Source organism: Bacteroides gallinarum DSM 18171 = JCM 13658, from assembly GCF_000374365.1.
GTDB lineage: Bacteria > Bacteroidota > Bacteroidia > Bacteroidales > Bacteroidaceae > Bacteroides > Bacteroides gallinarum.
Genome location: NZ_KB894123.1, coordinates 112,532 through 127,443 on the forward strand (window position 1 = coordinate 112,532; position 14,912 = coordinate 127,443).

Genomic DNA, 14,912 nt, shown 5'->3' on the forward strand with positions numbered 1-14,912 from the left:
GACATAATGAATATGATAAAAACGACACTCCTCGGGTTGCTGTTGTGTGCAGCATCTCAGGTGTTTGCCCAGCATTTGGCATCACCGAACGGAAATTTGGAATTGTTATTCCGGCTGGATAACGGCGTACCTACCTACCAGCTTACTTATAAAAGTAAAACTGTGATTGCTACCAGTCGGTTGGGGTTGGAAATGGAAGAAGCCTCGCTGACCGGTGGCTTCACGCAAAGCAGCATCCGGAATACCTCTTTTGATGAAACATGGACACCTGTTTGGGGCGAATATGACCGTATTCGTAATCAATATAACGAGATGCTTGTAACCTTGACACAGGAAAACGAACATAATCGTATATTGTTGCTTCGTTTCCGCCTTTTCGACGACGGACTGGGATTCCGTTATGAATTGCCGGAACAAGAGTCGATGAACTATTTGACTGTAAAGGAGGAACATACCGAGTTTAATCTGACCGGTAACCACAAAACCTTTTGCATTCCCGGCGATTACGATACCAACGAGTTCGCTTACACTACCGCCCCTCTTTCCGGGATAAAAGAAGGTATGGAGAAAAATCTGTGTAAGAAAGGTTATGAATCTAAGGCTACTTCTTTTACAGTACAAACTCCGTTGATGATGAAGAGTGCCGACGGACTCTACATCAATATACACGAAGCCGCTTTGGTAGACTACTCCGGCATGCTGTTGAATGTGGACGATAAAGCTTTCCGTTTGAGTTCCCATCTTACTCCTGATAAATTGGGCAAGAAAGGTTATTTACAGCTTCCGTGCCATACGCCCTGGCGTACTGTCATTGTCAGCGACGATGCCCGGGATATCCTTGCTTCGCAGTTGATATTGAATTTGAATGAGCCTTGTCGTTTTGAGGATACCTCCTGGATTAAACCGCAGAAGTTCATCGGCGTGTGGTGGGAGATGTTTACCGGAGAAGGCCGTACATGGGCATATAGCGACTACTACAAAGCCAAACCGGGAATTACGGACTATACGGCGATAACCCCTAACGGACGCCATGCCGCCAATACCGCGCATGTAAAAGAGTATATCGACTTTGCTGCAGAGAATGGTATCGATGCTGTTTTGGTAGAGGGCTGGAACGAAGGCTGGGAAGACTGGGCTTCTTACCGTAAAGACCGTCAGTTCCTTTTTACCAAGCCTTATCCCGATTTCGATGTAGAGGAACTGCATCGCTATGCCGCCGGTAAGGGGGTACGCATTATGATGCACCATGAAACATCTGCCAACGCCGCCGACTATGAACGTCAGTTGGAGGGAGCTTTTCAGTATATGGTAAACAATGGGTATAATTCGGTGAAGACGGGCTATGTAGGCTATGTCATTCCGCGTAGCGAGTATCATTCGTCACAATGGATGAACAACCACTATATCCACGTAGTGAAACGTGCTGCCGCTTATAAGATTATGGTAGACAGCCACGAGGCGGTGCGCCCCACCGGTTTGTGCCGTACCTATCCCAATTGGCTTGCACAGGAGTCTGCACGTGGCGGGGAGTTCGAGTCGATGGGAGGAAACGACCCCGACCATACTACAATCCTTCCTTTCACCCGTTTAAAAGGCGGGCCTATGGATTATACTCCCGGTATTTTCGAAACCCGTTTAAGTTATTACAAGGGAGATAAGATGAAAGAACAGGCCGGTACGACCTTGGTCAAGCAACTGGCTTTGTATCTCACCATGCCGAGTCCTATCCAAATGGCCGCCGATAAACCGTCCAATTACCGCCGTTTTATGGATGCTTTCCAATTTATCAAAGACGTTCCGGTAGATTGGGCTGACAGCCGTTATCTGGAGGCTGAACCGGGAGATTATATCACTGTCGCCCGTAAAGCTAAAGACCGTGAAGAATGGTTTGTAGGTGCAATCACCGATGAGAATGCACGTACTGCGGTTATTCCTTTTGATTATCTTCCTGAGGGAAAGAAATATATCGCTACTATTTATGAGGATGGCAAGGACGCCGATTGGGCTGCCAATCCGCAAAGTTATCGCATCCGCCGGGTGGTAGTGATGAATAAGAGCACCTTGAAGCAATGGTTGGCGCCCGGCGGCGGAGCAGCCATTAGCCTGAAAGAAGCTACCGGGGAAAACCTCAGAGGGTTGAAAGAAATTAAATAAAGGATATTATCCAGCATTTAATAGTAAAGTTAACAATAGGAAAGCACGGACCGTGAGGCTCGTGCTTTTGTTTTCCTTTCTACCGCTTATTCCATTGATTGCAGCGTATTTATATGTTTTTTTCAGACTTTTGCGCTATCTTTGCAGTCCGAAAGATAGAATTTGAAAAAAGCATATGATTACCATTGAACAACTGAAAGATATCAAGGAACGTACCGAAGCACTAAACCGCTATCTGGACATCGAAGGAAAGAAAATACAAGTAGAAGAGGAGCAGTTGCGTACGCAGGCTCCGGGTTTCTGGGATAACCAGAAAGCTGCCGAAGCGCAGATGAAAAAGGTAAAAGGCTTGCAGCAATGGATTTCCGGTTACAATGAAGTCAAGACTTTGGCGGACGAGTTGCAGCTTGCATTTGATTTCTACAAAGACGACCTGGTAACGGAGGAAGAAGTAGATGAAACCTATGCAAAGGCATCTGCTGCGGTAGAAGCGCTCGAACTCAAGAATATGCTTCGTGAGGAAGCCGACCAAATGGACTGCGTGCTGAAGATTAATTCCGGTGCGGGTGGTACGGAAAGCCAGGACTGGGCAAGCATGCTGATGCGTATGTATCTGCGTTATGCTGAAACTCACGGCTATAAAGCCACCGTTGCCAACTTGCAAGAAGGCGATGAAGCCGGAATCAAGACCTGTACCATTGAGATAGCCGGCGATTATGCTTACGGATATTTGAAAGGCGAGAACGGTGTACACCGCCTGGTACGCGTTTCTCCTTATAATGCCCAAGGTAAACGTATGACATCCTTTGCATCCGTTTTCGTTACCCCGTTAGTGGACGACACGATTGAGGTGAATATCAATGTTGCCAATATTTCATGGGATACTTTCCGTTCCAGCGGTGCAGGCGGACAGAATGTGAATAAAGTAGAGTCGGGTGTACGTCTGCGTTACCAGTTCAAAGACCCTTATACCGGTGAGGAGGAAGAAATCCTGATTGAGAATACGGAAACGCGCGACCAGCCGAAGAACCGCGAAAATGCAATGCGCCAGTTGCGCTCTATCCTGTACGATAAGGAGCTTCAGCATCGTATGGCGGAGCAGGCGAAAGTGGAAGCCGGTAAGAAGAAAATCGAGTGGGGGTCGCAGATTCGCAGCTACGTTTTCGACGACCGTCGTGTAAAAGACCACCGTACCAACTTCCAGACATCCGACGTAAACGGTGTAATGGACGGTAAGATAGATGGCTTCGTCAAGGCCTATCTAATGGAATTTGCCGGAGGTGATAACATTTAATCCTTTTTTAATTAACTTCGTTGCCCGGAACAAGTTAACAAAGTTGGATGTAACAAGTTAATATCGTATATATGGGAAGTTAACATCGTGTACCCGGTGATGTTAACTTCCCGTTTTTTTCTTTTGGAAATACTTGGAAACTTCCCGAATTTCCTTTTACTTTGTTTGTCGTTGAACTTTAAACTATAAAAACACCATGGGAAAGAGTAAGAAGAAAATAATGCACAGCCAGAAAGAAGAACAACAAGCCAAGAAGGTATTACTGATTATCGGAGTCGTTGCTTTGGTATTGGTAGTGGCCATGTTGGTAGGTTATTCTTTCTTAGGCTAATCGAAGATAAGATATGCCGCAGGAGATAGAACGGAAATTTCTCGTAAAGGGACAGTATAAATCGCAGGCATACGCACAAAGCCGTATTATTCAAGGATATATCAGTAGTGCGCGGGGACGGACGGTAAGAGTGCGTATCCGCGACGGGCAAGGATATCTCACGATAAAAGGCGCGTCCGACGCATCCGGAACCAGCCGTTACGAATGGGAGAAAGAGATTCCTTTGAATGAAGCCGAAGACCTGATGAAGTTGTGCGAACCGGGCATTATCGACAAGACCCGTTATCTGGTACGTAGCGGCAAGCATATTTTCGAGGTAGATGAGTTCTACGGAGAAAATGAAGGGCTGGTCGTAGCCGAGGTAGAACTTACCTCCGAAGATGAATTTTTTGAGAAGCCCGATTTTATCGGGCAGGAAGTAACGGGAGATGTTCGCTATTATAATTCACAACTGATGAAACACCCTTATAGATACTGGTAGGTGAAAATTGGGTTTGCAAGAGATAAGATTCACCGCAGATTACCCGGATTAATACAGGGTAACTATATATTGTCTTACAGTGTGAATCCTTGTTAAGTATTAGAGTATATTAAAATATAAACCCTCTATAAATCGTATAATCGTTTATAGAGGGTTTTGCTGTAAGATAGTATATAGTCACCTAATACAGATTTTCATAGATTATCTATGTTGATAATCAGATGTTCAAATTCAATCCGTATTAATTCGGGTAATCTGTGGTGAACTTTCACACAATCTTCTTTTCTTGCCTGTTTAAGGAGTCGTAACGCTTTTTATCGGACTGTACACCGTACCCGAGGTAGTTTTCAGCACCCCTTTTATATAATACGTAGTCTTGCTTCTGAGTCCGGCTACAATCTTGCATGTTCCGGAGGTCTGTCCTCCTCCGAGAGATGCGTAGAGAGAACCTTCCGCATCGGAAGTGGGGCCGCCTACAACTCCCAGGCTTTTTATTTCACTGGCGCTGACACCGCTTGTCTGTAAGGTGACGTTGATTTGCAGGCCAGTCGTGGTTTTCTTTTGGGCGCTGATTTTGGTTATCTTTACGCTGCCCTTACCCGTGGCTTCCTCATCGCCGTCGCCGGAAGCACTGCTGCCGATGCGCTCGTAAGTGCCTTGACCGTAGTATTCGTAGCCGTCCTCCTTGTAGCTCAGCTCCAGAACGAGGGTGTTGGCATCCAGTTTGGAGATAGTGTACTTCTCTTCGTCGATGCTTCCTTCGTCCAAGATGAGCTTATTGCCCGAAATCTCCCAGTTGAAAGAATAATAATCCCCGTAGGAAGTATCCGAAAAACTACCTTTTCCATTGTCGTTGAAAACATACTTCTCGCTGGTGTACTTCTCGTCCCACTGGTTTCTGTCACCGTCCTCGATTTCGTAGCCGCTTGTCCTGGTAGACTGCCATGCACCCACGATGAGGCTCTCGGCATCTCCGGAGATACCGTCTTCATCGTCTCCGCAGGCAGTAAAGCAGAGCGCGGTGCAGAATAACGTCCCCAGTAGCCATAAATAATTACTTCTTTTCATTTTCATGTGATATTTGTCGGTTGGTTATTTCCTTATTCGCCTGCAAAAGTAGGCAAATAAGCAGCGGCGGTTTATTAAAAGGCAGTTCCGAATAGTTTACATAATCGTATCCTCTTTGGATACGGGAAACGGTACGGCAGAGGCAGATGCCGTGCGGGAAGCCGGTACACTCCCGGCATTCACGGCGTTTGCCAGGTCTTGGAAGAAGTTATGCTTCAGAATACAGGAGATACGCCAGAGCAACTGGATATCGATATTCTCTTTCCGGAAAATCTTGTAGACATTGGGGCGGGTACAGCACAACTGCGCTGCGAACCAAGTAACGGTCCGTCCCTGCTCGTGGAGGACACATTCGATGAGTTGTCCGGCGTGAATCGTCATTTTGCGTTACCCGTAAGCGTGCCCGGACTCCCGAAGGTACTGATTGTATCGTGGCGTGACTGAAAAAGCACAGAGAAAAAGCGTGGGAATCCTTACTTTTACCCGTTCCGTGTTTCAGGCCTTCGCAATGCCCACCCTTCGAGAACGAGCAACGCAGAAAGCCCACGCTGATATGTACAGCAAACCCGCCTGCCTCCCCTTGCCGGAGACGCATGGCCGTTCGGATAAAGACATATCAGGAGGACGCTTCGTCGCGTTGTTTTCCGAAGGGACAAAAGTTGCGAAGTTTTGAAACACGAAAAACGAACGTTTGTAAACGCCATCTCTATATCGGCATCTCCCACACCCACCCGAAGGCTTTCTGCGGAAAGACGCGTTGCAAAAATACATAAATAATTTGGAAACCTCCCGAATTTCCTTTTACTTTGTTTATTGTTGAACGTAAAACGGCCGGTGCTTGCCATGCCCTGCTGCCGTACGGCGGGGGAGCCGGCAGCCGCCCCTTTCCTGCATCCTGTGCGGGACTGCCGGTTTATGTTATAGAAACGGAGGAAATATGGAGAAGATATACCAATACTTGCCCGAAGAACTCGTTACCTTTCTGCTGGTTACGGTATTCTCCCTGCTCATCGGTCTTTCCCTGCGGAGAATCAGCCTGAAGCACGAGGGCGAGACCACCCTTTTCGGAACCGACCGCACCTTTACTTTCATCGGCATCCTGGGCTATCTCCTCTACATTCTCGACCCGGCGGGCTACCGTCTTTTCATGGGCGGCGGAGCCATTCTGGGGCTGCTGCTTGCCCTGAACTACTACGTCAAGCAGTCCCAATACCATATATTCGGCATCACCACCATTGTCATAGCGCTTATCACCTATTGCATAGCACCCATTGTTGCCACGCAACCCTCCTGGTTCTATGTAATGGTGATTGTTACCGTCCTGCTTTTTACGGAGTTGAAACATACCTTTACCGAGCTGGCGCAGCGGATGAAAAATGACGAAATGATTACGCTTGCCAAGTTCCTTGCTATCAGCGGCATTATCCTGCCGATGCTGCCCGACGAAGATTTGATACCCGATATCCATTTGACCCCATACAGCATATGGCTGGCTACGGTGGTGGTTTCCGGCATCTCCTACCTGTCCTACCTGCTGAAACGGTATGTGTTCCGCGAATCCGGCATTCTGGTATCGGGCATTGTCGGGGGGCTTTACAGCAGCACCGCCACTATCTCCGTGCTGGCACGCAAAAGCCGCCGTTCGTCCGCCCAGGAAGCTCCCGAGTACGTGGCTGCCATGCTGCTGGCAGTCAGTATGATGTTTCTGCGTTTCCTGATTCTCATCGGGATTTTCAGCGTGGAGGCACTGGCAGCCATTTATCCCTACCTGCTGATTATGTCTGCGGTTACTGCGGCGGTGGCATGGTTCCTGCATTCCCGGTGGAAACGCCCCGCAGTGCCCGGTACGGCGGACGAAGACGAGGACAGCAGCAACCCGCTGGAGTTCAAGGTAGCCCTTATCTTTGCCGTCCTTTTTGTCGTGTTTACGATTGTTACCCATTACACACTGCTGTACGCCGGCAAGGGCGGGCTGAACCTGCTCTCTTTCGTATCCGGTTTCAGCGACATTACCCCGTTCATCCTGAACCTGCTGCAAGGAACCGGCAATGTAGCCATTCCGCTGATAACGGCTTGCAGCATGCAGGCAATCGTCAGCAACATCGCTGTGAACATGTGCTACGCCCTCTTCTTCTCCGGCAGGAAAAGCCCGCTGCGCACATGGATACTGGGCGGTTTCGGTGGTGTAATCGGGGTGAACGTCCTCCTGCTGCTATTCTACTATCTCTTGTAAATCAGGCTGCTTTTCGCTTTTTTAACTCCGGTAGCCCCGTTCGTGCCGGAGAATACCCTATTTTTGCCTTTCCAGGCGTGGCAGAAGAAGTTCGGTACACGCCCGGTACAAAACAATAAACAGGAATAGTCAATTAAAACAGGGAAACGCGATGAAAACTCAATGGGTTATGTTGCTGCTGGCACTGTGGATGTCGGCAGGGATAACTGCGCAAAACACGGCGAACTCCTCTTTTCAGATAAAAGGAATCTTGCTCGATTCGCTGACTCGGGAGGGAGAGCCTTACGCAACAATCAGGATTGTGAAGAAAGAAGCGCCGGAGCAGGCTGTCAAGATGCTGGTAACGGACATGGACGGCAAGTTCCAGGAGAAAGTACCCGGCAGGAAAGGGCACTTCGTCATGACGATTTCTTCGGTAGGGCGGAACAGTATTGTGAAGGACTTCTCCGTGAAGCCGGGAGAGAAGCTGGTGGACTTCGGCACAATGTACATTACGGATGCCTCCAACGAACTGGGACAAGTGGAAATCGTAGCGCAGAAACCGTTGGTAAAAGCCGATATCGACAAGATAGAATATAACGTACAGGACGACCCCGACTCCAAGTCGAACTCCGTTCTCGAGATGTTGCGCAAGGTACCGCTCGTAACGGTAGACGGCGAGGACAACATCAAGGTGAACGGCAGCAGCAGTTTCAAGGTATATGTAAACGGCAAGCCCAACAACATGATGAGCAACAACCCGACGGACGTCCTGAAAAGCATGCCTGCCAACTCTATCAAACATATAGAAGTAATAACCAACCCCGGTGCGAAGTACGACGCGGAAGGCGTGGGGGGAATCCTGAACATCGTCACCGTGGGCGGCGGGCTGGAGGGATATACGGCCACATTCAGCGGCAATGCGAGCAACCGCGGTGCGGGTGGCGGCGTGTTCGGCACGGTAAAAAGCGGCAAGCTGACGTTCAGCGCCCGTTACAATTACAACTACAACGACCAGCCCCGCAGCTACTCCGGCGGCAGCCGCCGTACGTCCGGCGAGACGAACAGCAGTTCGTCCGACCTGGATTATAGCGGTACAAGCAAGGGGAACGGCATTTTCCAGTCGGGTAGCATGGAAGCCAGCTACGAGATAGACACCCTGCGCCTGGTAACCATGTCCTTCGGGCTATGGGGCGGCAAGAACAAGAGTAACGGCGAAACCGGTACGCTTGCCACATTCCCCGGTACTGCCGACGAGCTGTACAGCTATGTCTCCGACAACAGCAGCAAGACTTCGTGGTATTCCATTGACGGTGGCATCGACTATCAGCGCCTGTTCCACGTAAAAGAGCGCATGCTCACATTCTCCTATAAGATTAATACCCGTCCGCAGACTTCGGACGCCTATTCCGGCTACGAGTACGATATGGACGATGTGGCTCCGGACTGGCAGGACTTTATGAGGCGTATGCTCGACCAACACAACGACGGTTCGCAGAACACTACGGAACATACCTTCCAGGTAGACTATACCACCCCTATCGGCAAGGCGCACACTATCGAAACCGGAGCCAAGTACATTCTCCGTAACAACAGCTCCGAGGACGACCGTTTCCAGCGCCGTGCAGGACAGCAGTCCGACTATGAGTTCGATGAAGACCAAAGCTCGCACTACAAGCACCTCAACGACATTCTTGCCGCCTATGCCGGCTACTCTTTAAAGGTCAAGAAACTTTCCGGCAGGTTGGGAGTGCGTTACGAGCATACCATACAGAATGTGAAGTACCTTCTGGGCAGAGGCGACGACTTCAAGAAAGATTTCGACGATGTAGTCCCCTCCGCCAGCATCGGCTGGAAGCTGACGGATATGGCGAACCTGCGTTTCGGCTATAACATGCGTATCTTCCGTCCGGGCATCTGGTATCTGAATCCTTACCTGGACGACAGCAACCCTACCAATATTACACGGGGTAATCCCGACCTGGACAGTGAAAAGAGCCATGCCTTCAATCTGAGTTACAGTAACTTTACGCAGAAGTTCAATATCAACCTCTCGCTTCGCTACTCGTTTACCAACAACAGCATCGAGCAGATTTCCGAAATGGTTCCGGATACGGAAATCGAGGGGCTGAGAGAAACTACCGGTAAGGAAGTGCTCTACTCCACTTACCAGAATATAGGAAAGACCAAAAACGCCAGCCTGAGCGGTTACGTCAATTGGAATGCCACCTCCAATACCCGCATCTATGCCAATGTTTACGGCAGCTACTCGTATATGGAAGGCGGCAACGGGCTGAAAAACGACGGGTGGAGCCTTTTTGCATACGGAGGTGCACAGCAAACCCTGCCCCATGATTGGCGTATCAGCCTGAACGTATTCGGGCAGACGCCCTGGGTCATGTTGCAGGGTAAAGGGAGCAGCTTTTTCGATTACGGCCTGAGCATCAACAAATCCTTCTTCGACAAACGCCTGTCCCTCTCCGCCTTTGCCAGCAACTTCTTCAAGAAGTACATGGATAACACCAGCACGTTGGAAGGCGTGGGCTTTATGCAGGAAAGCTGGAGCAAGTATAGCCGCCAGCGCTTCGGCATCAGCGTCAGCTACCGCATCGGCGAGCTGAAGGCCAGCGTCAAGAAGGCTGCCCGCTCTATTAGCAATGAGGATGTGAAGGGCGGCGGCGAAGGTGGAAATCCGTAGGAAGCGGGCGTTACTCTCCGCTTTCCGCCTGCCCGGAGGTAAATCCTAATTTCTGCAATCCACGCTGCACGTCCGGGTGGCTCATAAAGAGTTTCCATAACAGCCCGCTGCGGTAGTTCTCAATCATTACGGCTATCGGTCCCTGGTCGATAGCGAGGTAACGTTGCGGATACCAGTTGTCCGTTTCGCTGAAAGCGTCGTAGAAACCGTAAGGCCCAAATACCTTGCCGCCCATTCCGTAGAGGTGGCGCATCACTTGCAGCGAATATTCCGGCGTATATACGATAGATGACAGGGCGGCGGTGGGGGAGATGACTCCCCGGTCGTCGTGCTCGTTGGGCGAGTGGGCGGCATAGCCGTCTACGGAGTAGCTGGCGGTCAGCCCCCAACAGTCGGCGCCGAAGCCTTTGTAGTGCTTGGGATTGCGGATGCAGTAGGCACGGTTTACGAGCGTCAGGTTGCGCATCTCGCCGAAGTAGTCGGGGCAGTATTCGTCTTTCAGCCCGTTGGGGGCGAGCCCCAGGAAAGAATACTGTGCCCAGAACAGAGGCCCTGCCTCCGTACCCTGATACCGCAGGTGCAGTTCGATGCCCTCTGCCTTGTGCGGGTCTACGATAGCCCCGTTCTGCGCCCAGCCCTCGTGGTACACGGCAGCAGGTACGCCGTGGGTGGGCGAAGCGGCGGCAAGGATATACATGATGAGGCATTCGTTGTAGCCGTGTACGGGGAAATCCATTTCCCAGCCGTACTCGGGGCTCCAATGCCAGTAGAGCACATTCTTGCCGTCCTGCCGGTAGAAGTTCCAGTCTACCTCCCGCCACAGTTTGTCGATGCGGTCGGCAAGCGCCTTTTCCTGTGCATTGCCGCCTGTGTAATACTGGTGTACGGCAAGGAGCGCCTGCATGATGAAGGCGGTTTCTACGAGGTCGCCACCATTGTCTTTCTGCCCGAAGGGTTTTACCCGTCCCGTATCGCCGTACCACCAATGGGGGTAGGCGCCGTGGAAGCGGTCGGCGGTTTCGAGGAAGGAAACGATGCGTTCCATGCGTGCCAGTCCTTCTTCCCGGGTTATATAGCCCCGGTGGATGCCCGCAAGTATCGCCATGATGCCGAAACCGCTGCCGCCGGAGGTTACTACATTCTCGTCGTTTTCGGGGTACACGCCGTCCATGTGGATGCGTTCTCGCGCCAGCCCACTGTTGGGCTCGGCTCCGTCCCAGAAGTAATTGAAGGTGCGGCGCTGTATGGTATCCAGCAGGGCATCGTCGCTCAATGTCCCGGATGCGCCGCCGGTTTTTCTCGTACCGCAGGCTCCTGCCAGGAGCGGCAGGAGGAGAAGCGCGATATATATGTTTACTGATTTCATTCTGCTTGGGTGTGATAATTAATACTCGGTTGGATAAATCCGGTTCCCACCGGAGGAAACGGTTCTCCTTTAAGGGAGAGCAGTGTGTTCTGCCTGGGAGAACGGTTTGTTCCTTCGGGGGAGAACAGTTTGTTTCCCCCTTTGGAACAGTTTGTTTTGCCTGGGAGAACAGTTTGTTCCAACGGTAGGAAACAGTCTGTTTCACGGCATGGAACTCCGAGTTTAAACGGATTAAACAGACAGTTTCCCCATATGGAACGGAGGTTTTTCCCCGACGGAACCGGTTTTTTACTTCAGGGTGATGCGCGCCGTCTTTGTAGCCCGGCTGCTTCCCCCGATGAAGAGGTCGAATTCGCCCGGTTCGGCTACGTGGTTCAGGTCGTAGTCGTAGAAGCGCAGCAGTTCCGGAGTAATCTTGAAAGAAACGGTCTTGCTTTCGCCGGCACGGAGAAAGATTTTCTCGAAGCCTTTCAGCTCGCGTACCGGCCGGGTGATGCTTCCTACGAGGTCGCGGATATATAGCTGTACTACTTCCGCACCGTCGCGCTTTCCGGTATTGGTTACGGTGATTGCAGCGGTAACGGAGCCGTCCTGCCCCATGGTCGGGGCGCTCAGGGCGATGTCGCTGTACTGGAACGTGGTGTAGGACAAGCCGTAGCCGAAGGGATAGAGCGGGTCGTTGTCTACATCCAGGTAGTTGCTGCGGAACTTCTCGAACCATTTGCCCTCTTGCAGCGGCCGGCCGGTGTTCTTATGGTTATAAAACAGCGGTATCTGCCCTACGTTCTTGGGGAAAGTCATGGTGAGCTTTCCGCTGGGGTTGACGTCGCCGAACAGCACGTCGCCGATAGCATAGGCGGCCTCGCTTCCTCCGAACCATACATTGAGTATGGCGGGTACGTTTGCCTGTTCCCAGGTAAGCGTCAGCGGGCGTCCGGTGAAAAGGACAAGCACCACGGGCTTGCCGGTTTTCAGCAGGGCTTCCAGCAGTGTGCGTTGTACGTCGGGCAGGCCGAGGTCGGTACGGCTGGAGCTTTCGCCGCTCATCTCGGAGGATTCGCCCAGTGCGGCTACGATGACGTCTGCACCGGCAGCCGCTTTCAGGGCTTCGTCCAGCAGTTCTTTGTCTGTCCGGCTGTCCCGGTTCAGGGAACGGCCGAACATGGTGGCGCGTTCTTCGTAGGCGGCATCGCCGATAAGGTTGCTGCCTTTGGCGTAGGTGATGTTTACCTTGCCGGACATCATCTCTTTCAGCCCTTCATACAGGGAGGGGTAGTCGTCGAGGCGGGCGGCTACGCTCCAGGTTCCGGGCATATTGCTGCGGGTGTTTCCCAGCGGGCCGATAACGGCTACGGTTCCTTGCTTCTTCAGCGGAAGCAGTGGTTGGGGCAGGGAGTCCGGATGCTGTTTCATGCCGTCGTTTTTCAGCAGTACGAAGCTTTCGGCGGCGATGCGGCGTGCGGCGGCGCGGTGCTCTTTGGTGAAGATGTCGCGTGCGGGGCGTTCCGGGTCGCAGTATTTATAGGGATTGTCGAAAAGTCCCAGCTTGTACTTGGCTTCGAGGATGCGGCGGCAGGCCGTATCGAGGGTTTTCATGCTTACCTTGCCTTCCATGACGGATTTTTTCAGTGTGCCCACGAATCCTTCGCTCACCATATCCATGTCTACTCCGGCATTGAGGGCGCGTGCGGAGACGGTTTGCAGGTTGCCGATGCCGTGTTCCACCATTTCGGATATACCGGTGAAGTCGGTTACTACAAAGCCGTTGAAGCCCCATTGCTTGCGGAGTACATCGGTCATCAGCCATTTGTTGGCTGTGGCGGGCACGCCGTCTATCTCGTTGAAAGATGCCATTACGCTCCCCACACCTGCTTGTACGGCGGCTTCGTAAGGGTACATGTATTCGTTGAACATACGGTTGCGGCTCATGTCTACCGTATTGTAGTCGCGGCCTGCCTCGCCTGCCCCGTAGAGGGCGAAGTGCTTGACGCAGGCAAGGATTTCATCGGAACGTTTCAGTTGCTTGGAGGGGTCGGCGCCCTGATAGCCGTAGACCATTGCTTTGGCAATGGCTCCGCCGAGGAACGGGTCTTCGCCGCTACCTTCGCTGACGCGTCCCCAGCGCGGGTCGCGGCTGATGTCTACCATTGGGCTGAAAGTCCAGGAGATGCCGTCGGCGCTCGCTTCTACGGCGGCGATGCGTGCGGATTCCTGAATGGCTGCCATATTCCAGGTGCAGGACAGTCCTAACGGAATGGGGAAAATGGTTTCGTAGCCGTGTATCACGTCCATGCCGAAAAGCAGGGGAATGCCCAGGCGCGAGTTCTCTACCGCCAGCTTTTGCACGTCGCGTATCTTGTCTACTCCTTTCAGGTTGAAAAGTCCGCCTACGAGCCCTTGTTCTATTTTCTTGGCTACGTCACTGCTTTTGGCTTGCCCAGTAGTGATTTCACCGGTAACGGGCAGGTTCAGTTGCCCTATCTTTTCTTCTACGGTCATCCGTTTCATCAGCGCACCGACGAAGCGGTCTATGTCCTGCGGGGGCTGTTGCGCCTGTACTGGGGCAATGCCTACAACTAAGGCGGTTGCCAGTAACATACTTGTTCTTTTTAAAAACTTCTTCATAATATGTTTCTTTTAATATGTTTTTGGGATTGCTTTTTAAAATGCTTTTTGAATAGCTTTTTAAATAGCTTTTTAAATATGTTCCTTATGCGCTTTAAAGATACTTTTTAAATACGCTTTTTAGATATGTTTCTTATACACTTTTAAATATTCCTTTCTTCATATACTTTTAATACGTTTATATGTTTTCTAACCGGATAATGAATTAGGGTTTTCTCAGTTACAGCCTGAAAGACTCTTATCTCCAAGCCCGGGGCAACGCCCCGGGTGTATTGCATATTATTAACATTGTGCCCTGTAAGGGCAACAGCCTTATGTGTACTTCTTTTGCCCTTACAGGGCGTAAAAAAACAGAGGGCTTTTTTTGTACCCGGGGTGTTCCCCCGGGCTTGGAGCTAACAGGCTTTCAGCCTTAAATTACTTTATCATGCCACATGTTCTAATCGCTAATTATGGGTTGTTCATTACGAGTTACCAATCGTTAATGATTCATTGCTTTTTGAACATGTTTCTTATACGCTTTTAAAAATACTTTTTTCATATGCTTTTTAAATACACTTTTTAAATATGTCTCTTATACACTTTTAAATATCTTTTTTTCATATACTTTTTAAATATGCTTCTTATACACTTTTAAATCTCCTTTTTTTCATATCCTTTTAATACGTTTATATGTTTTCTAA

Annotated in this window: 10 protein-coding genes; 6 read left to right on the forward strand and 4 right to left on the reverse strand. The window is 50.7% G+C overall.

Annotation, left to right across the window (positions count from 1 at the left end):
* The first annotated feature begins 12 nt into the window (after positions 1-12).
* From C233_RS0106985 to C233_RS0107000, 4 genes are all read left to right on the forward strand, one after another.
* Complete coding sequence (locus tag C233_RS0106985) at positions 13-2,154, forward strand: glycoside hydrolase family 97 protein (RefSeq protein ID WP_018666879.1); 2,142 nt, start codon at positions 13-15, stop codon at positions 2,152-2,154.
* Positions 2,155-2,329: 175 nt separating this feature from the next.
* Positions 2,330-3,448, forward strand: a complete 1,119-nt coding sequence (gene prfB, locus C233_RS0106990; protein ID WP_018666880.1) for a peptide chain release factor 2 — start codon at positions 2,330-2,332, stop codon at positions 3,446-3,448.
* A 196-nt stretch (positions 3,449-3,644) separates the two neighbouring features.
* Positions 3,645-3,779, forward strand: coding sequence for a hypothetical protein (locus C233_RS24960; RefSeq protein ID WP_018666881.1), 135 nt, complete (start codon positions 3,645-3,647; stop codon positions 3,777-3,779).
* A gap of 13 nt (positions 3,780-3,792) precedes the next feature.
* Positions 3,793-4,260, forward strand: a complete 468-nt coding sequence (locus C233_RS0107000; protein ID WP_018666882.1) for a CYTH domain-containing protein — start codon at positions 3,793-3,795, stop codon at positions 4,258-4,260.
* A gap of 294 nt (positions 4,261-4,554) precedes the next feature.
* Here the strand turns inward: C233_RS0107000 and C233_RS0107005 are convergent, their stop codons facing one another.
* Together C233_RS0107005 and C233_RS22390 are read right to left on the reverse strand one after the other, a co-directional pair.
* Positions 4,555-5,328, reverse strand: a complete 774-nt coding sequence (locus tag C233_RS0107005) for a lipocalin-like domain-containing protein (RefSeq protein WP_164835482.1) — start codon at positions 5,326-5,328, stop codon at positions 4,555-4,557.
* A 96-nt stretch (positions 5,329-5,424) separates the two neighbouring features.
* On the reverse strand, positions 5,425-5,709 hold the full coding sequence (locus C233_RS22390; RefSeq protein WP_018666884.1) for a hypothetical protein: 285 nt from the start codon (positions 5,707-5,709) through the stop codon (positions 5,425-5,427).
* A gap of 556 nt (positions 5,710-6,265) precedes the next feature.
* On the opposite strand from C233_RS22390, the gene C233_RS0107020 reads away from it, so the two are divergent.
* Together C233_RS0107020 and C233_RS0107025 are read left to right on the forward strand one after the other, a co-directional pair.
* Positions 6,266-7,561 carry an MgtC/SapB family protein gene (locus C233_RS0107020; protein ID WP_018666885.1) on the forward strand — a complete coding sequence of 432 codons (1,296 nt, stop codon included), beginning with the start codon at positions 6,266-6,268 and terminating at the stop codon, positions 7,559-7,561.
* A gap of 151 nt (positions 7,562-7,712) precedes the next feature.
* The gene (locus tag C233_RS0107025; RefSeq protein WP_018666886.1) at positions 7,713-10,238 is read left to right on the forward strand and encodes a TonB-dependent receptor; all 2,526 of its coding nucleotides are present in this window, start codon (positions 7,713-7,715) and stop codon (positions 10,236-10,238) included.
* Positions 10,239-10,248: 10 nt separating this feature from the next.
* On the opposite strand, the gene C233_RS0107030 is transcribed toward C233_RS0107025, so the two are convergent.
* Together C233_RS0107030 and bglX are read right to left on the reverse strand one after the other, a co-directional pair.
* A complete protein-coding gene (locus tag C233_RS0107030) occupies positions 10,249-11,604 on the reverse strand; it encodes a glucoamylase family protein (protein ID WP_018666887.1) in 1,356 nt (451 codons plus the stop codon).
* A 288-nt stretch (positions 11,605-11,892) separates the two neighbouring features.
* A complete protein-coding gene (bglX, locus tag C233_RS0107040; protein ID WP_026314769.1) occupies positions 11,893-14,229 on the reverse strand; it encodes a beta-glucosidase BglX in 2,337 nt (778 codons plus the stop codon).
* Between the last annotated feature and the right edge of the window lie 683 nt (positions 14,230-14,912).

Bases quoted from the DNA above. Each gene is read 5' to 3' on its own strand.
- C233_RS0106985 (WP_018666879.1), top strand. From the start codon at position 13: ATGATAAAAACGACACTCCTCGGGTTGCTGTTGTGTGCAGCATCTCAG.
- prfB (WP_018666880.1), top strand. From the start codon at position 2,330: ATGATTACCATTGAACAACTGAAAGATATCAAGGAACGTACCGAAGCA.
- C233_RS24960 (WP_018666881.1), top strand. From the start codon at position 3,645: ATGGGAAAGAGTAAGAAGAAAATAATGCACAGCCAGAAAGAAGAACAA.
- C233_RS0107000 (WP_018666882.1), top strand. From the start codon at position 3,793: ATGCCGCAGGAGATAGAACGGAAATTTCTCGTAAAGGGACAGTATAAA.
- C233_RS0107005 (WP_164835482.1), bottom strand. From the start codon at position 5,328: ATGAAAAGAAGTAATTATTTATGGCTACTGGGGACGTTATTCTGCACC.
- C233_RS22390 (WP_018666884.1), bottom strand. From the start codon at position 5,709: ATGACGATTCACGCCGGACAACTCATCGAATGTGTCCTCCACGAGCAG.
- C233_RS0107020 (WP_018666885.1), top strand. From the start codon at position 6,266: ATGGAGAAGATATACCAATACTTGCCCGAAGAACTCGTTACCTTTCTG.
- C233_RS0107025 (WP_018666886.1), top strand. From the start codon at position 7,713: ATGAAAACTCAATGGGTTATGTTGCTGCTGGCACTGTGGATGTCGGCA.
- C233_RS0107030 (WP_018666887.1), bottom strand. From the start codon at position 11,604: ATGAAATCAGTAAACATATATATCGCGCTTCTCCTCCTGCCGCTCCTG.
- bglX (WP_026314769.1), bottom strand. From the start codon at position 14,229: ATGAAGAAGTTTTTAAAAAGAACAAGTATGTTACTGGCAACCGCCTTA.